Annotated in this window: 14 protein-coding genes and 1 pseudogene; 3 read left to right on the plus strand and 12 right to left on the minus strand. The window is 61.0% G+C overall.

The window, feature by feature from the left end:
• The 5 genes from pglX to B1A87_RS03160 form a co-directional block, all read right to left on the minus strand.
• Window positions 1-3459, minus strand: a complete 3459-nt coding sequence (gene pglX / locus B1A87_RS03140; RefSeq protein ID WP_078028156.1) for a BREX-1 system adenine-specific DNA-methyltransferase PglX — start codon at window positions 3457-3459, stop codon at window positions 1-3.
• A gap of 13 nt (window positions 3460-3472) precedes the next feature.
• On the minus strand, window positions 3473-7003 hold the full coding sequence (brxC, locus tag B1A87_RS03145) for a BREX system P-loop protein BrxC (RefSeq protein WP_078028155.1): 3531 nt from the start codon (window positions 7001-7003) through the stop codon (window positions 3473-3475).
• A gap of 3 nt (window positions 7004-7006) precedes the next feature.
• Window positions 7007-7615 (minus strand): DUF1788 domain-containing protein, encoded by a 609-nt coding sequence (locus B1A87_RS03150; protein ID WP_313902439.1) that lies wholly within the window; start codon window positions 7613-7615, stop codon window positions 7007-7009.
• A complete protein-coding gene (locus tag B1A87_RS03155; RefSeq protein ID WP_078028154.1) occupies window positions 7612-8235 on the minus strand; it encodes a DUF1819 family protein in 624 nt (207 codons plus the stop codon). The genes B1A87_RS03150 and B1A87_RS03155 overlap by 4 nt, the downstream gene beginning before the upstream one ends.
• A gap of 87 nt (window positions 8236-8322) precedes the next feature.
• On the minus strand, window positions 8323-8517 hold the full coding sequence (locus B1A87_RS03160) for a helix-turn-helix domain-containing protein (RefSeq protein WP_078028153.1): 195 nt from the start codon (window positions 8515-8517) through the stop codon (window positions 8323-8325).
• Window positions 8518-9141: 624 nt separating this feature from the next.
• On the opposite strand from B1A87_RS03160, the gene B1A87_RS03165 reads away from it, so the two are divergent.
• Window positions 9142-9582 carry a hypothetical protein gene (locus tag B1A87_RS03165; protein ID WP_078028152.1) on the plus strand — a complete coding sequence of 147 codons (441 nt, stop codon included), beginning with the start codon at window positions 9142-9144 and terminating at the stop codon, window positions 9580-9582.
• Between the two features lie 62 nt (window positions 9583-9644).
• Here the strand turns inward: B1A87_RS03165 and B1A87_RS03170 are convergent, their stop codons facing one another.
• On the minus strand, window positions 9645-10028 hold the full coding sequence (locus B1A87_RS03170) for a metal-dependent hydrolase (protein WP_260680623.1): 384 nt from the start codon (window positions 10026-10028) through the stop codon (window positions 9645-9647).
• Window positions 10029-10266: 238 nt separating this feature from the next.
• Here B1A87_RS03170 and B1A87_RS03175 point away from each other — a divergent pair, with 238 nt between their 5' ends.
• Window positions 10267-10584, plus strand: a complete 318-nt coding sequence (locus tag B1A87_RS03175) for a hypothetical protein (protein WP_078028151.1) — start codon at window positions 10267-10269, stop codon at window positions 10582-10584.
• Between the two features lie 248 nt (window positions 10585-10832).
• Here B1A87_RS03175 and B1A87_RS03180 read toward each other — a convergent pair whose 3' ends face one another.
• From B1A87_RS03180 to B1A87_RS03205, 6 genes are all read right to left on the minus strand, one after another.
• On the minus strand, window positions 10833-12137 hold the full coding sequence (locus tag B1A87_RS03180) for a tyrosine-type recombinase/integrase (RefSeq protein WP_185982223.1): 1305 nt from the start codon (window positions 12135-12137) through the stop codon (window positions 10833-10835).
• The gene (locus tag B1A87_RS03185; protein ID WP_200952104.1) at window positions 12137-12313 is read right to left on the minus strand and encodes a helix-turn-helix domain-containing protein; all 177 of its coding nucleotides are present in this window, start codon (window positions 12311-12313) and stop codon (window positions 12137-12139) included. Before B1A87_RS03185 ends, B1A87_RS03180 begins: the two co-directional genes overlap by 1 nt.
• Before the next feature lie 351 nt (window positions 12314-12664).
• On the minus strand, window positions 12665-13174 hold the full coding sequence (gene zapE / locus B1A87_RS03190) for an AFG1/ZapE family ATPase (RefSeq protein ID WP_078028148.1): 510 nt from the start codon (window positions 13172-13174) through the stop codon (window positions 12665-12667).
• A gap of 4 nt (window positions 13175-13178) precedes the next feature.
• Entirely contained in the window at window positions 13179-14174 is a 996-nt protein-coding gene (gene corA, locus B1A87_RS03195; protein WP_078028147.1) for a magnesium/cobalt transporter CorA, read from the minus strand.
• A gap of 43 nt (window positions 14175-14217) precedes the next feature.
• Window positions 14218-14643 (minus strand): DUF1761 domain-containing protein, encoded by a 426-nt coding sequence (locus B1A87_RS03200; protein WP_078028146.1) that lies wholly within the window; start codon window positions 14641-14643, stop codon window positions 14218-14220.
• A gap of 111 nt (window positions 14644-14754) precedes the next feature.
• A complete protein-coding gene (locus B1A87_RS03205; RefSeq protein WP_078028145.1) occupies window positions 14755-15261 on the minus strand; it encodes an Lrp/AsnC family transcriptional regulator in 507 nt (168 codons plus the stop codon).
• Window positions 15262-15414: 153 nt separating this feature from the next.
• On the opposite strand from B1A87_RS03205, the pseudogene B1A87_RS24855 reads away from it, so the two are divergent.
• A pseudogene (locus B1A87_RS24855) lies at window positions 15415-16659 on the plus strand (MFS transporter).
• Window positions 16660-16830 lie beyond the last annotated feature (171 nt).

Consider the following 16830-nt stretch of genomic DNA (forward strand, 5'->3'; position numbering starts at 1 on the left):
TCACTCCGCCGCCTCCAGCCCGACAATCTTCTTCAGCGCCGGGTAGAACTTGGGGTAGTTCGCCTTCACACCGTCGTTAAGGTCGATCGTGAGTTGCTGGGTTGCCAACGGGTAGAGCACGTCGTGTTCGTAGTCACGAAGCTCCGCGATCACCTTACGCAGCCGGTCGGCTTCCTTCTGGTCCTTCGGGGAGCCCGCGGCAGCAGCCTGCTCGGCGTTGGTGAGTGCGACTTCCAACTTGGCTCGGTACTCGCGCAGATACTCGTTGAGCACCGTCGAGACCGTCGACGGGTTGTAACGGTGCATGTAAATCAGCGCGTTGAACGAGCCCTTTGGGCTGGAGAACATCCAGTAGATCGGGCGCTTCTTATACCTCTGCACGTGATCCTTGTAGAAGTCTTGCACAAAGTACTTCCGCACGTCTTTCCCCAACGCCTCCTCTATGAAGCGCAGGTTTTCGTCGAAATGTTCCTCGCCGAAGGAAACTTTGAGAAATTCGCGGAATCGCTCAACAACGTCGTCCTCGAACCAGGCATCGGATAATACCGGGAGCACGTTGTCCGCATCCGGCACGAAGGACGGCGATGGTACCTCTGCCAAGTACTTAACTAAAGTATCTCCTTGGTCGGCCAACACCAGTCCTGGCATGTCAAGGCTGTAACGGCCAAACATGCAACCCACCGCGTAGGACACGAGATCCTTTGCGGCGCTCCTGGAGACTTCAGAATTGATAGTTTCGATGTCTGGTCTAGACCCAAAACGGAAATGCGGATTTCCAGTAAGGCTTATTGTAGTCAGGTTGACCTCTGACAAATCAGTGCCAAATCCGTAAGTCGAGGCCAGTTTGGAATAGATACTACGCTCTAAGGTGAGGACTTCTTCGGCAGCCGAAGCGCAAGCTTCTGCCCACAAGGCAAACACTGCACGAAGAGACGTCCCGCGAGAAATCCCTACAACAGGATTAGTCGCGAAATCAGTAGATTCCTCGTAAGAATCCCAGTCTCGCTTGGCTAGGCTGATAAGCCTCTCAACGGCAGACTCGTATTCTTTATTACGAGAAGTAAATAGCGGAAGCCGAGCCACCGATCCCACTTCGAAATTCAGAGTAGGCGACAGGGTCGCAAGCGCTTCCCTCCCGACTGGACTGTTGGCCATTCCCATAAAGTTATGCAGATAGTCATCGGAGTAGAACATGGGACCTGCATCCCCTGGTATTACATGCGACGGGACAAACCTGAAACTAGCAGTTCCGCCGCTCACCTTGGGCCAAGTCACACCGGGCTGAAAATAAAGCTCTTCGCTCGGAATAATGGCTTTCCCCGTTGCCTTGATTTCCTTCCCTTCATTCTCCCACAGGACGACGTCAGTCAAATTTCCATACCACTTGCGAAATGGTCCGCCGGAATTAAATAAAAACCACTTCTTATCATCAACATCGTCGCCTGAGTTGGAAGCAATGTCGCTGAAAGAAACCTCACTCCAACGTCGAACAAAGCGCGTTGCGTCACCAGGCTGTAACCCTCGCCGTGTCTTCCCCGCGGAAGACACGGGTTCAAATAACGTAAATGAACTGATCAATTCCGGTGTGGCCCAATAAGAAATTGGCTGACCAGAAATTGATGCGAATTGGCTTCCAGGGACGTGAAAACGAAGAGGATGTCGCACGTCTCGCAGCACATCGCGAAGTAGGGTGCATTTAGCGGACTCATTGCGTCCGGAAACAAGTCGGAGGAAAACGCCATTGGAGGTGCGCTTCGCGTTACGTTCGACAATGAAGGCTGTCGTAGCAACCACTTCACCGCTTATACTGTCGAATCCATTAGTTCCCAAATGGGCCATAGAACGAATGCTTGAGCTGTGTAGTAGTCGGCTTCTAAGTTTCTCGAACGATGACAAAAACATCCACGAGTGCATGGTGATCATGGCGAAGTCTCCGCCATCGACCACTAGCTCAGAGTTGCGTTCAATGAACATGGCGTATAGGTCTGATCTCGACTCTGGAAACTCGCGTTTGGCGAATTCCGCAAGCTTGGATCCCATGTTTCCGCTGCCCATGTACGGCGGGTTGGCGACGACCACGTCGTATCGGGTTGACAGATACTCGGACTGCCGGATAACGGTCCGAGCACGCTCTAGAGCATAATCACCGAAGAGGTTCTCAGCTTCGTCCAGTGACTCAAGGTGCTCAGTAAGGGGCTGAATGAGGGCCTGATTTGGTCGGATCAGGGACCCTATTGTGTCTGCATTCTCAAAAGCCTGCCAGAACGCGATCTCCGCCTGCTTATCCCCGCCCCGGGTAACGAGTATTTCCGTCTCAACTGGCGTGAACCTCACTGGATCCAACACGCAGATATTCGGCTCGATCTGTTTGCTGAAGAACGTTCGTTGACGTGCCCTGGCCTTCATCGTGAGGGCAAAAGCAGCTAATGCACCTGCCCGTGGGTCGATCTCGGTTCCATAGAGGTTGTGCGCGAGGATCAGGGAGGGGATGCCCGACGGCGCGTAACCTTCTTCCTCGTAGATTGCATAAAGCAGGTCAAAGGCGTAGGTGAGCATATGGCCTGAGCCGCATGCCGGATCGAGGACCTTTAGCTCTTCTGGGCTGGATACCTTCCGGTAGTCGGTCTCCTCATCCACCGGGGCGACGTAATAGTCCATCCGATCGACGAGGCGTGAGGTCGGCCGGTTGAGCATCCACAGGCGCCCGAGGGAGTTTTCGACGAGGTAACGGACTATCCAGTGCGGGGTGAAGAGCTGGGTGGCAGCGGGGATCTCGTCGGCCCCGGCCTTTTTGTTCTTCTGAAATCCGGCGAAGACCTCGGCTTTCCGCTCCGAGATGTAGAACTGGTAGAGCCAGCCGATCACCTCGACGTCTTCACAGACTTCCTCTGTGAGTACCTCCCTTGCTTGGGACAGGGTCGCGCCGTCGGCGAGCAACCCGGTGGGTACGAGCAGCTCGGTATAGTCGCCCTCAGGCTCAAAGATGAACGGCATCGATTTGTGCCAGTAGCGACAGTACTCGGTGAGAAGTAGCGCATAGGCTTCCCCTTCGGCATCGGTGCTGCGGCGTGTACCGTCAAGCAGCCTGATGATCACTTCTGCCGTGTTCTTGTTCCTCACAACGTCGGTATTGAGATTGCCGCGCTTGGCATCCGCGAGGATCTCTGGCTGGCCATGCGCCTGGCCTTGAGCGGGCGAAACGACACCAGCGTCGGTGTAGTTGCAGGCGTCCAAGAAGCGCAGCGCGATGATGCGGTTGAACCAGGTGTAGGCAACCTTGTCGATCACGTGGCCGCGGCCATGTGCAGCAATCTCGGCTTCGAGCTTTTTCACCACGTCGCCGCGCTCAGTGCGGGCAACGGATCCTGTAGCAAGCACGGCGGTGGCCTGCGCGTCGACGGCTGCCAGGAGATCGCGGCGTGCCTGCGTGGCGAAGCGCTCCAGAGGTTTCGTGTCCATTACCGTTGCCGTCCTAGAGCGTGATGCGCTTGTTGTCATGAATGGTGGCGAGCAGAGTCGTGCGGAGCTGGTCCAGGTAGCCGTCGATGTCGGCCTCTGTTTCGAGCACCTGACCAGCGCCGGGCAGCACCAGTTTCTTGATCGAAACGCTCTGCTTGGCCGGGGCACGCAGCGGTGCCGGCTCGGAACTCGCGTCGCTTCCGGGGATTGGCCGATCCGACACCAGAGAAACTCGTGCCGCGTCCAGCTCATCGAGAATCTGCGGGTAGATAGAGTCTGCGAACTGCGAGGCGAGATTCTTGATCGCGGGGATCTGTGTCTCGTGCTGGACTCGGTAGAGCACGCCCTGGGCCCTGCGTGTGACCGCCTGCTGTGCGGCCTCGGTCGCATCACTGTATGCCTGGCTGGCGGGCACCTGATCCCAGCGGGCCTTGATGTCCGCCGTGGCGGCCGCGCGGTGCGCCTCGATCACGTCCCTGAGCTGGTCCTGCAAGGCCTTGACTGCAGCCCCTAGTTGGGTTGTCTTGTTGCCCCGGAAGATCTGTGGGTCGTCAAGGGCGAATGCAATCGCGTCGGTGGCTTCGGCGGGAAGGTAGGTGATGTTGGACTGATTTGCTTGCATGAATGCCGCGGCGGTGTCGTAGATGCCGCGCTGGGCGCCGTGCAGGAACGCCTTGATCGGGTCGATCACATTGTCTTTCGCGTCGAGTAGATCGTCGGCGTCGGCAAAGTCGGTGACGAACCACTCGGCCTTGTTGCCGGACAGTTCGTCGAGTATCCGGATCGGCTCGTCGAGCTGGTCAATGAATGGGTAGCGGGACCCGGTGCGCAGCGCTTTCAATTCAGCAAGTTTCGCGTCCAGATGCTCCTTGCCGACGCGGGCAAGCTCCAGCGGATCCTTGGTGATCGCCCCGTCGTCGGTGAACTCGATGACGAACTTCCGGAATGCACCCACCACCTTCGAATCAAACACCCGCTGGAGGCCGATGACCATGTTCGGGTAGCTCTGGGTGTTGCGCAGCGCCGGGGCTATCTCGGTGCGCGCGAGCACCTTGCCGTTGAGCTGGATCTCGACCTTTGATCCACCGGCGAGGTAGCCCACCACGGCCGCGATCGACCACTGGTCCCAGCCGTACGGTTTGGTCGTGTACTTCTCGAGAAGGTGCTTCATCGTCACCTGCACGTGGCGCTTACCGCTCATCTCCAGGTGCGCGAGGACATCATCACCGGGTACTGCCAGGATGCTTGCGGTCTCCCCGAACAGGCCACCCTCAGGCGGGTTCACGAACGTGGACAGCTGCTGCTCAGTGAAGCTCATGCCACCCAGCAGAGTGAGATTCGTGTAGGTCGCCGCGATGACCTTCTGGAAGCCGTCGTTTATCCGAGTCACCGCGTCAGCCGAGGTGACATCAAGGATGCCCGCGTTGTGAATCAGGGTCGAACGGCCCACGGCGGTGCGCAGTCGTTCGACGATCTCCTTCTCCCGCTCGGCGTTCTGGGTGCCTTTGGTTTGCAGGATCGTCTGCTCGATCGCGGTACGGCTGGCTCCTTGGGCGCGCTTGACGTACTTCTCGGTCTTCAGCAGGAGCCGCAGGTCGGCGAGGATCCTGTCAGTCTCGGGAGCAAGCACAACGCACAGTTCATCGAGGCCGGCGCTGTGGGCCTTGATCTGCTCCAGGCTGAACTCGGTCTCGGGGCTGATGAAGTGCAGGGCGAGTTCGTGCTGCTTGCTCATCGCCTGCCCGTCGAGTTTGAACCCGACCGGGAAGTTCTGGCCGTTCTTGCTGTAGAGGACCTTGGTCGTCTTGATGATCGAGCCGGTGAGCAGGTCGGAGAGCTTCTTGGAGACCTCGGAGCTGTCGATGTCGACGTTCTTGATCTCCTGCTCGATCTTCTGCTCTTCGTTGGTGAGGTAGTCGTAGGCATCGCCGCTGCGCTGGATGTAGGTCTGCGCTTCCAGAGCGGCCAGGGCCTCAATGACGTCCTTTCCGAGCTGCGTGAGGTCGGTGCCGAAATGGTCGTAGACCAGCACGGAGAGGTTGCGCGGCGTCGCCTTGAACGTATCCACGTATTTGACGAGGAAGAGGGCTTTGAGGAGGCGAATCGCGAGCGGCGGCAGCGAGGGGCTGCGTTCCGCGTCGTTTATTGCGCGCTGGTTGGCGGACTTCAGCGAGGCACGAATGCCTTCAAACATCTGGTCGAATGAGGCGAGCTGGCCGAGAGGTTTGTCGGCCAGCGTTCGGGCGACTTCCTGGACGACACCGAGCATGGAGCGCTCACCGACCGAGCTGTTGCGACCCTCGAAGATGTTGTGGTCGCTAATGCCCTCGATCGCGGACTGAAACAGCGGAAACTGATAGCTCACGAACGGATAGGTGCCGACGAAGTGGGTCTCGTCACGGTAGTTCGGGTAGTGGCGGCCCTCGACGAAGTCGAAGAGGGTCTTGAAGTTCGCGTGCTGACTCGCGTAGATCGCCGCCAGATCAGCTTTCGCAGTATCCGTCTTGTCGAGCAGACGCTTACGGATGACCTCTTCAACGTCCTGGCTGGTGAGCTTGAGCCGGTTCGTGAAACGGGCCTGAATCTTGGAAAAATCGTTGGCCTGCGACTTCGTGCGGTCACCGCCGACCTTCTCCATGTCTTCCTGCGAGGTGACGAAGATCCATGCCCTCCCCTTGCACTTGGTCGCCAGGGATTCGGCGATGGTCTGGAGATTCAGCATCAGCTGGGTGTTCGTGCCGATGAATTGGCCGACCTCGTCGACGAAAAAGTTCAGGCGGAACCCGTCGGGCTGCTGGTCCAACCAGGCTGCGACCTCGTCGGCGAAGTCCTCGATCGAAACCGAATAGCTGGTGCTGTATTGGCGGATGATGCCGGGACTCTCGGTGCCGTTGACCTCGGCGAAGGCCTGATCGATGTGCCCGGCTTCGAGCGCAGCCTGCTCGCGTCCCTGGGTCCACGGAATACCGGCGATCCGTTCGAATGCGGACTTGAAATCGTTGTACTGCCCGCGGCTGTCGAGGTCGCGTTCGAAGCGGGCAATATGGCCCTGGTTGCCGTAGTACCCGCGGGACTCGTCGAATATCTTCACGAACACCTTGAGGAGGGCGTCATTCTGATCCTTCGAGATCAGCGTGGCCTTCTGGTCGATGTTGAACAGCAGGCTCTTCGCGGCGATGCGGTCAGCCTTTTCGATCAGCGCGGGCAGGAACTCGTCGTCTGCCTTGGCACGGAAGTGCTCGGAGACCTTGGCGCGCGGGTAGTCGTGGCCATCGATGTCGCCGAGGAGGTGCGCGAGCATCTTCAGCAAGTGTGACTTACCGGAGCCGAAGAAGCCCGAGATCCACACGCCGTTGACCCAGACGCCGTTGGCGTTCGTGTAGTTCGTGTAGGCCTCCAGCACGTGTTCGAGCCCCTTGGCGGCCTCGTTCGTAAGCACGTACTCCTCGACCTCAGTGGCGAGGTGTGAGGTGTCATCAGCCTTGATGACTCCCTCGATGGGCCGGCTGATCGGCTTGGCGAAGATTTCGTTGATCGTGGTCATCGCTTATGCTTCCTGTTCCAGAATGTCCTTGGCGCGGTAGTAGCTGTCGCGTGCGCTCAGGTTCAGCGCCCGCAGCTGGTGACCACTGGCCTTGGTGAATTCGTACGTCCCCGGGAACCATGCCAGCATCGGACGGCCCGTCACGACGCTCTGCAGGTTCTCCAACACCGTGTGGGTGCGAATGAAGGGGAACACCTCGCCGATGCCTGCGAGGAAGACCATGTCGCTCGGCTCTAGTTCGAGACGGTCGCGGATCGCGGGCGCGAGGTGATCGTGCGGGTCCAGCATTCCCTGCAGCGTCTCGCGGAAGTCGGCCTTGTTCATGTCCGGTTCCAGCGCCAAGAGGCGATTCCACACGCCACGCTCTCTGAGGAGCTGCACGGCAAGGTCGTAGAGGTTGATCTCCAGGACGTTCAATCCGTCGTCACTGCGGAGTTTCGTGATGACGCGGTCGCGGAGCCCGTCGACTTCGCGTGCCCACGCGGGCGGGTAGTGATAGATGAAGAATGGCACCTCCTTGGAGAGGCCCTCCATCTTCAAGAACCGCGTACTGCGCAGCACTTCGTAGACGTGCTTTTCATCGCTTGTGAGGCTTCGCTTGGTCATGCTCATCGCGTCGCCTCCATGGGCAGGGTGGTGGGGAAGAATCGGATGTCGCTCGGGCCGCGTGCAGCAAGGGCTTCGTGGACTCGCGCTGAGAGCACCCCCGGAACGATGGCGCCTTCTTCGCTGCGGAGGCCCGCTTCATGCAGCATCCGGAAGATGCTCTGTCGGAGTTTGGCGCGCGTCGAGGGCTTCAACTCGTCAAGCTCGGCGTGCCACAAGCTTTTGCCCGTCATGAACCGCTCAAAATCTTCGGTGCTGAGCGTCGGGGTCATCAGGAGGAACCGTTCGCGAACGACCTCTTCCGCGAAGTCACCAATCAGCTTGTAACGACGGCATGCAGCGGCCCACATCAAGTGACAGCGCTCGGTGAGACTCGACTTTGTGAGGAGTTCAAGTTCCGAATCATCGAAGACGCCCAGCCGCTGGATCGTTTCCCGCGTCAGGCGAACACTCGACGAAATCGTACGCGCCTGCAGCAGGTTCTGTTCAGTGACTGCCTGACGTACCGCTACCCAGTCGCGCGAGCGTAGATACTCGGCGACGATCACGTCTGCCTCGCGCACCAGGAGCCCACCGCTGGTGAACGACAGTGCATAGCGATCGTGTGAGTGGATGCTTGTGGTCACGGTGACCTCCTTTCGGGAATTGGGCAGTTGGTTAGGTGCATGTGCTGACCCGCATTTGTGTCGAGGCAGTTTGAAGGGGACAACTGATCAGTGGGGACTGAGTCCCGAGGCATCGGCGCCACCGCCGCGGACCCAGTCGTCGATCTCGCTGGCTTGGAACTTCCAAAGGCGCCCGATCTTGTGCCCGGGCATGCCTTTGTCGGCGATCCAGGAATAGACAGTGTCCTTCGTGATGCCAAGATGAACAGCGATGTCGTCAGCAGAGAGCCAAGGCTCGGGCATGTGGGTCCTCTCCGTGCTGTTGCGGCCTCATGGACCTGCGCCCCTGATACTACCCGACAGTGCCTTTTTGACCGCGTTTGACAGGGTATGGCCCTTGGATGAGCCGGTTCGTGTTAGCCCTCATACGCAGAGCGGCCGTTATAGGTGAGCCCCGGAAGGTTTCAAGGTGGCAGAGGTTAGATACCGGCCCAGAACGTGCGGGCCCAAGCCAAAACCGGTCTCGACGACGAGACTGTCTGTCGCGTCGTCTGACGGGCACCAAAGCGTGCCATAAGGGTCCTCCGGCCTAAAGCGGGGGGTACCCGTGGCCCAGAGTGACCTCCGGCTCGCCATGCAGTGTCGGGGCCAACTGTCCGCCGCAGTGGTGCCGGTCGGCCGGCGGTTGATAACTGAGCTCATGGATGACTCCTTTCTCTACCGGCAATGTGTGCGGCACCGCGGCCAGGGCGAGTCAGTGAAGCCCGGTTCTGGTCCTGGCAGGGCCAGCGATATACGGTGAGCCCAGGGCAGACGCTCGACACCGGATGAGCGCGTTTTCAGTAAAGGGGACAGGCAATGGCAGTGGGCAGTGAAAGTAGCGACAGGGACCCAGGCATACACAAAAGAGAGAGTCTGACCCTCAAAGTGCTTCCTCCGATCATCGATCCGTTGTTCAACGGCGCCGGGAAGCTCAAGTCAGCAACCGAGGCGGGGCTTGTCCTGGCAGCCAAGAAGCTTGCCACTGACGGGGGAGGTGCCCGTATCGCCAAGCATTGGGGCTGTGTAGCCGACGGTGCAGCAAGGGCATGGTGGGGTAATGGGCCTTTGAAGAACGGCGGACTCGGGATCGCCGGCGGTAACGCCAAGCTGGACAAGATGGGGACTGTCGTCGCCATCACCTTTGTCGCAACAGTGGTGGCTGCGCCCATAGCGGTGGATCTGATGCAGCTGCGGAGGACGAAGGCGGGCCCGGCAACGGCCGGATGCGAACGATGCCAGGGGAAGCCGGCAGAGAAGGCGGACGCGGATTTTCCGGCCGCGGATGTGTCTTGCAGCCACTGCAGTGACGGCCAGAGCGAAAAATAAGCCCACAAAAGAGGGGGTCGGACCTCCGACCCCCCTCTTTCCTTTGCGGTAATGGGCTTGTATCAGGGGATGACGGGCAGGCCCAGGGCCAGTGCGAGGGTGGTGAGTCCGGCTTTGCTCATGCCGACCATGGTGGTGCCAACGCCGAAGATCGCGTACAAGCCGATGGGGACCAGCAGAGGCCATTCACGCCAGAACCCGGCGTTGCCGAGGACCGGGATGGCGAAGTAGCCGTTGGGCTTCCACATCCAGTTAATGACCGGGATGGCGGCCAGGACCTTCGGCGGCTTGATCGTAATGGGCCAAGCGAGGTTGCAGCCGCCGGTGGTCATCATGTCGCCCAGGATGTGGACGATGGCGCCGACACCCATGGCGATGGGGAACCAGCCTTGCTCCTCGGGGGCGAAGAAGGCAATGAAGGCCCCGATGCCAGTCCGACACCCCACGGGGCTTTGCGCATCGCGTCCGGGATGATTTTCAGGGCTTTGGCGGCGAAGGCGACCAGGAGTTCGGAGAGGATGCCCGCGCCGATGTTCACGGTGCCGAAGTGTTCGGTGGTGATGGTCCAGGGCCCGGCCAGCCAGGCCACGGCCACCTGTGGCATCGCTGATGACTGGATGGCCCAAGAGCGATTGCTCGGATAGGCTGCCCCCGGCAGCGGTCACCCAGCAAAAGGAGAACTGAATGGACATCGACGCTTACCGGGCGGAACTGGCGGCGGCCATGGAGGCCGGCTTCCGGGAGAACATCAACACCGGCGAAGGTTGCCACGGACTTGCCGACGCCTACATGGCCACCTTCGGCGAAAGCACGCTGCGCGAGGACATCGGGGCCTGTAAGGAGTACAACCGGTGGGTTGAAATGTCCCTGAACACGGACACCTACAGGTCTGCGGGAGAAGTGGCCGCCACCTTCAACTACATCCGGGTCAAAGCAGTGCGGGTCGCCATGAAAGTGGCGCTGAGGCGCGGTGAGACCGAAGCCCACTGGACCCTGCACTAGCCCGGAAGCGCCGCTGCCGTAGACACAATGGGTACGACCGCCCTCATTGCGCCTCCCGTGCCCGACACTGGTGAGCGCTTGCGCAAGCGCTCCACCGGGCGCCCCTGGCCTGACCTGAGAATCTGCGACTCAGGCCTGCTATTGCGGGGGCAGGTACACGTCATGGTTGCACCACCCCTGAGGCCGCCCAGTTGGCATGACGGGCTGCATGGGGACGTGAAACAGCGACGAGGTTTCAGGACGTCGCTCTACTGTCGCTTGTACATCACGTTCGCGAGATACCCGCTGCTGTCCGGAGCCTCCTGACGTTCTCTGAGGTAAGACCGGATGGTCACAGCTGTCCGGCTGTGCCCCAACTGTTGGGCAGCTTGGTCGATTGTCGCCGTTTCTGCAATGTATGTTCCCACTGAACGCCGGAAAGTATGAGGGGTGACGGTTTCGATCGGGGATGACTGACGGTGTTCCTGTTTCCTCCCGCCGGGAACATCTTCAGCCGGCAGATCATATGCGACCTGCAGTTCCTCGCGGACTGCACGCCAGCGCCGACGGAAGTTGTGGGGCTGCATCCATTTGCCGCCGCGAGCCGGAAATATAGCCCCATTGGGATTGGAACGCATCTCCATGGCTCGTCGGGCGCGGAGCATCGCCGCAACTTCCGGGCTGATACGAAGGTCAAGGATTTTGTCGCCTGTCTTCAGGTAGTCGTGACGCAGCATGGGCTTGCCTTTCTCCCAACCCACTTTTCCGTTGATCTGCACCCAGTAGGAACTGTCATCCAATTCGTCGATCCACACGTCATGCCACCGCAGTGCGAGGAGTTCTGAGATTCTCACCCCCGTGGCCAGGAACAATTCCACGCCATCGGGGATGTCCAGGTTTTGCGGCGGTCCCGGTCGCTTTGCGTTCATCTGAGCCTCTCCGTGTAGTCGCACGGAGGACAGAACTTTGGCCATGTCCTCTTTTTCGATGATCTGGACTGGCTTTTTCCTGGGCTTGGGGAGATAGGCCACTTGCCTCACCGGGTTGCCAGGAATGAGACCACGGCCGGCGCACCACTCCATGATGTTAGAAAGAACAGCCCGGTTATGTTCTGCTTTTGCGTAGTAACGGCCTCCGCTGACGATGCCGTGCAGAAAGTCTGCGCAGGCTTTGATGTCAACGTCAGTCAGCTTCAAGGCCCCGAGAGATGGCACGATGTCAGCCCTTGCCATACGTACGTACTCATACGCAGTGCTAACCCGCAGCGCTTTGCCGCCTTCCTCGATATATGAGATCCAGCTCTCAACAACTTCAGCGAAGAGTACCTCCGGCTCACGTCCCGGCGTCCTGTTGAGTTCCGCCGAGTGCTTCGCGGCGTCCTCTGCAGCCAGCGTTTGAAAGGCGGCGAGAAGGGCGTCCTCGGCCTTGCGTGCAGTGGTGCCGGTGCGAAAGCGCTGAAGGAGCTTCCCGTCCATAGTCTTGTATCGTCCGTTGGCCTTGTAGCTGCCGTCCGGCTGTCTCTTGGCGGGTGGAATTTTTCCCCATGACCCCGGTCGGGTCTCATGATTGGCCACTATGCTGCCCTCGGCATCACTCGCTGGGCAGCCAGCCATTCAGCCAGATCCTCGATCGCGTAGACGACGGCGCCGTCCAGTTGACGATAGTAGGGCGGTCCCTTCCGCTGGGCCGCCCAATTGGCCAAGGTCCCGGGAGAGCGGCGCAAATATGCCGCCGCTTCTTCTCGTGTCATCAATTCCGACGGCATCCATGAAGGGCCGTTTGCTATTCCGTCTGCTGTGTTCACAGAGAGTCCTATGCGCCTCGATGGCCGAGAGCGGTCACTTTGCGCAGGACCGGGGGAATAACACTTTGCATAACACTTTGGGCGTGAACGAGCGTGAATCGGATGTGACCGAGCGTGAGGCAACGTGAGCTTGATTCCGCGTAACGGCGCGCTATAGAACTCTTTCGTGAGCAAGCGTGAACTCACGTTATCCACAGTTCGCATCGAAGAGGTCAGGGGTTCGAATCCCCTTAGCTCCACAGACTTCAGGCTTCACAGGTACTTGCGGCGGGCGCCTTGCCCGCTCCACCCAGCCGCTCAGCAGCCGCTGGTTTGTTCGTCTTCCAGCTCTTCGTCGGACTGGATACGGCGCAGCACGGACAGCCGCTCCGCGATGCGGGCAAGGACCGATGCCTCCTCAACCGGCGCGGCCGCACTCCGTCCGGATGCTTCCCAGTCGAGGGGACCGGCGCCGACCAGGATCAGCACCCTGTCCCGCTCATGGAGCACTCCCACCAAGCCCAGGAACCGTTGCCAGGCAGCCGGCGTGCCGGCGGCGGCCTGCGCAGCCGGTGAGGGGATGCCATCGATCACACACGACGGAAATTGGCCAGCAAGTGCAAGGTAGTCAGCGTCTGTGCGGGGCCCGGAGCACAACTCGCTGAAGCTGACCCAGAGGACGTCCGGGTCAGCGCTCTTGGCGGTCAGGGGCCCCGAGGCGAGGGCCAGCACCTGCTGCTGCGGGGGCGAGGGCCGGAACAGTCCGTAGGCGCCCAGTTGCCGTTCGGTTCCAGGGGTGATGATCAGCCCCCGCTGGAATTCGGACATGACTCTAGAGCCAGCCTTTCCGCTTGAAAATCACGTACATCAGGGCGGCTGTTCCGGCCATGAGGCCGATCGCCATGGGATATCCGAAAACCCAGTGCAGTTCCGGCATGTGATCAAAGTTCATGCCATAGACGCCCGCGACAAAGGACGGCGCGAAGAAAATAGCCGCCCACGACGAAATCTTCTTCACTTGCTCGTTCTGTTCGGCGCTGGCTTCGTTCTGCCGGTTGGCAGTCAGCGTGCCGTCCAGCGTGAGAGCGTTCTGCAGGAGGTCCCGGAAGGAATTCGCGCGGGAAAGGACCCGCTCCACGTGGTCCTCCACGTCCCGGAGGCTGTGCTGGAGGTCCGTGTTCACCTCGTACTTCTGGAATCCCGACTTGAGCTGGTCCATCATGGGCGGAAGCGGTTGGATGGCCCGCTGGAATTGAATGACTTCGCGGGCGAGTTCGTAGATACGGCGCGACACCGTGGAATCGCCGGAGAACAGCTGGTCCTCGATCTCGTCGATGTCGTTTTCCAACCCCGCAATCACCGGGGCGTAATCATCCACCACCTGGTCCAGGAGGGCGTAGAGCACCGCTTCGGGCCCGTGGCGGAGGAGGTCGGGGCGGGACTCCAGCCGGCGCCGGACATGCCCCACGCCGGACATTTCCGCGTGGCGAACGGTCACGACGAAGTTCCTGCCGGTGAAGATGTGGAGTTCGCCGAACTCCACCGTCTCCGTGTCGTCTCGGTACCTGGCGGGCCTGAGGACAGTGAAGAGGTTGTTGCCGTAGCGCTCCAGTTTGGGCCGCTGGTGCGCGGAGATGGCGTCCTCGACGGCGAGCTCGTGCAGGTCGAATTCCTCCGCGACGGAGGCCATCTCCGCTTGGGACGGCCGGTACAGGCCAATCCACGCCATGCCCCCGTGCCTGGCAAGCGTCTCAAACGTCTGCTCAAGGCTCTCCGGTTCGGCGCTCCGGACGCCGTCAACGTAAACGGCGTTATCGATGATGGTCACAGTCGGCAGGTCTCCGTCACGAGGCTCAGGACACCGAAGGGCATCAGGACATTGCGCCGATGATGGCGCCGGCAGCTGTCATCGCAACCAGGTCGTGGCCGGAATCGATGAGCGTTACGGCTACGGGGCGTCCGGCGAAGCCGTTGTGGATGACGTGCCCGCCGGCACGGAAGATAACCGCCAGGACCAGGGCGAACAACCCGCCGGCCGCCGCGTTGTCCAGTCCCAGTTTGCCGATCAGCACGGCGAGCAGCACGGCCGTCAGCGCCGCGGCAACCATCATGGGCAGCCAGATCCCGGCTCCGCCCTCGGTGTTCTTGAGGTCCTCTTCAGTTTTGCCGATTCCTGCCATCCATCTGTTTCCCAGAACTGCGGGCAGGTACCAAACAAAGCCGATTGCCATGCTGGCGATGAAGGCAAGAAGCACGGCGAGCCAGTTGATGTGGGTTATGTAAGAGAGCCAATCCATCTTCGAATCCTATTCCCCAAGCGAGGCGCCGCCCGCCGGTCAGCCGCCCGGCCGTGTCGGGAGGGTCTGAGCTCCTTGGGCTTAGGCTCCCTGGACTGAAGCTCCCCATGCTTACCCACCCTGGACTGAGGCTCCCTGGACCAGACGGCTGATCAGCGGCTCGGTCCGGTATTGGATGTGCGTGTGGAGCGCCAGCACGGTTTCGGTCCGGATCACCCCCTTGATCCGCAGGATCGAGCGCAGGGCGGCCTGCAGGTTGTGGGTGTCCGTTGCCACCACGCGGCACCAGACGTCGCCGCGGCCGGAAATTTCATGCACCTCGAGGACCTGGGGAATCAGCCGCAGGGCACCCACCACGCCGTCGAGCTCGCGGTGCGTCACCTCGATCGTCACGAAGGCGACGACGTCGTAGCCCACCGATTCGAGGTCGATCTCGCGGCCGCCGTCGTGCAGTATGCCCGAGCGCAGCATCCGCCGGACGCGCGACTGTGCGGTGTTCCGGGCGATGCTGAGCTTGTCGCTCAGTTCGCCGATCTGGATCCGCGGATCGCGGACCAGTTCGAGCAGGATCTTGAGGTCTGTGGGGTCCAGGGTGTTCAAATCATCACTCCGGTTCATGTTTTAGGTCCAAGATTGACGGTTTTGATCAATATTCCCACGGAACAAGGTGATGGTACGCACTCCTGCCTCATTCTGTAGGTATCAATTTCCGTTCGCGGGGCAGCTCCCACAAGGGGCCGGTGCCGCGGAAACACAGGCAAGGGTACGGGCATGACCGTCTTTAGCGAACTTCGGATGCGTCCGGCTGCCGCTGGCCGCTGGAGTTGGAATGCGTCAAACACCTCGCGGCTGGTGATGGCCGGCGTCGTCATCTTTACCCTCCTGGTGGGGGCAAACCTGGCGACGCCCCTCTACCCGCTGCTGCAGGCCAAGCTCGGCATCAGCACCCTCGGCGTCACCGTGGCGTTTTCCGCCTATGTCCTGGCCCTCGTCTCCACCCTCCTGCTGGCCGGTCACTGGTCCGACCACATCGGACGCCGGGCGGCCCTGCTGCTCGCCGTGCTGACGGGGCTCGCGGGAGGCTTCGTTTTTGCGCATGCCGATAGCCTGCCCTCGCTGTGTGCAGGGCGCGCGCTCCAGGGCATCGCCGTGGCCCTCGCCACGGGTGCCAGTTCGGCCGCGCTGCGTGAGCTCCTGCCGCAGCGGCCGGAGTGGGCCTCACGGTTCACCCTCCTGGCCTCCGCGGGCGGGGTGGCGGCGGCCCGGCGATCGGCGGCGTGCTGTCCCTCCTGCCGGGACCGACCTCCACGCCGTACTTTCTGCACTCCCTGGTCCTCCTTGCACTGCTGGTCCCGCTCTACCTGCTCCGCGCACGCCCGGCCATCAAGCCGGCCGTCGGGCCGCGCCCGCTGAAGGCCCTGGCGCCGCGCCGCCCTGTCTCTTATACACATCTGCGAGGCGCGCGGCGCATTCTGGCTGGCGGCCGCCGTCGGATTCCTCAGCTTCGCCGTCTTCGGTTTCTGCCTCTCCCTTGCGCCGGGATACTTCGCCCGCATCGTCAGGGTTGATTCCCGTCCCCTGATCGGCGTGCTTTCCGGACTCACGCTCGGTGCCTCCGCCCTGAGCCAGCTGATCGGCGTCCGCGGCAGGTTTGCCGTGCCGGCCGGCCTGGCGGTGCTGGGAGGATCCGTGATGCTCATCGCCGCCGCGGCTGCCTGGACCAATCCCTGGCTGCTGATCGGTGCGAGCCTCGCGGCCGGCGTCGGCCAGGGCATCGCCTTCCGGACCGTGTTCAATGACGTGGCCGGCAAGGTGGAGGCTTCCCGCCACGCCCAGATCATCAGTACGGTCTATGTGATCACGTACCTGGGCAGTGCCGTTCCGGTCATCGGGCTGGGACTTGCGACGGCGGCCGTCGGCCTGGACGGGGCCGTGGCGGGTTTCGTTGTGCTCTGCGGCATCGCCGCTGCGGTACTGGCCGCACTATCGCTGCGCCAGAGCCTCTGCGCGGCCTGAGGTCTCGCCGCGGACTGAGCCTTGCGGCCTGAACGGGTCCGGCCTGAACGGGTCCTGCCTGAGTCGGGCACGGGCAAGCCGAAGGTCAGCACGCGGAACCGCCTTGCAAAGGTTTGATTGCAAAGGTCCTGTTGCAAAGAAGGCGTTGCAAATAAAACATTGCAAAGATTT

It is taken from the genome of Arthrobacter sp. KBS0703, from assembly GCF_002008315.2.
Classification (GTDB): Bacteria; Actinomycetota; Actinomycetes; order Actinomycetales; family Micrococcaceae; genus Arthrobacter.

What these genes read in the sequence shown, in the direction of transcription:
- brxC (WP_078028155.1), bottom strand. Translation starts at nt 7,003, where the DNA reads ATGACCACGATCAACGAAATCTTCGCCAAGCCGATCAGCCGGCCCATC.
- B1A87_RS03200 (WP_078028146.1), bottom strand. Translation starts at nt 14,643, where the DNA reads ATGGATTGGCTCTCTTACATAACCCACATCAACTGGCTCGCCGTGCTT.
- B1A87_RS03160 (WP_078028153.1), bottom strand. Translation starts at nt 8,517, where the DNA reads ATGCCCGAGCCTTGGCTCTCTGCTGACGACATCGCTGTTCATCTTGGC.
- B1A87_RS03175 (WP_078028151.1), top strand. Translation starts at nt 10,267, where the DNA reads ATGGACATCGACGCTTACCGGGCGGAACTGGCGGCGGCCATGGAGGCC.
- zapE (WP_078028148.1), bottom strand. Translation starts at nt 13,174, where the DNA reads ATGTCCGAATTCCAGCGGGGGCTGATCATCACCCCTGGAACCGAACGG.
- B1A87_RS03205 (WP_078028145.1), bottom strand. Translation starts at nt 15,261, where the DNA reads ATGAACCGGAGTGATGATTTGAACACCCTGGACCCCACAGACCTCAAG.
- B1A87_RS03185 (WP_200952104.1), bottom strand. Translation starts at nt 12,313, where the DNA reads ATGACACGAGAAGAAGCGGCGGCATATTTGCGCCGCTCTCCCGGGACC.
- B1A87_RS03150 (WP_313902439.1), bottom strand. Translation starts at nt 7,615, where the DNA reads ATGAGCATGACCAAGCGAAGCCTCACAAGCGATGAAAAGCACGTCTAC.
- pglX (WP_078028156.1), bottom strand. Translation starts at nt 3,459, where the DNA reads ATGGACACGAAACCTCTGGAGCGCTTCGCCACGCAGGCACGCCGCGAT.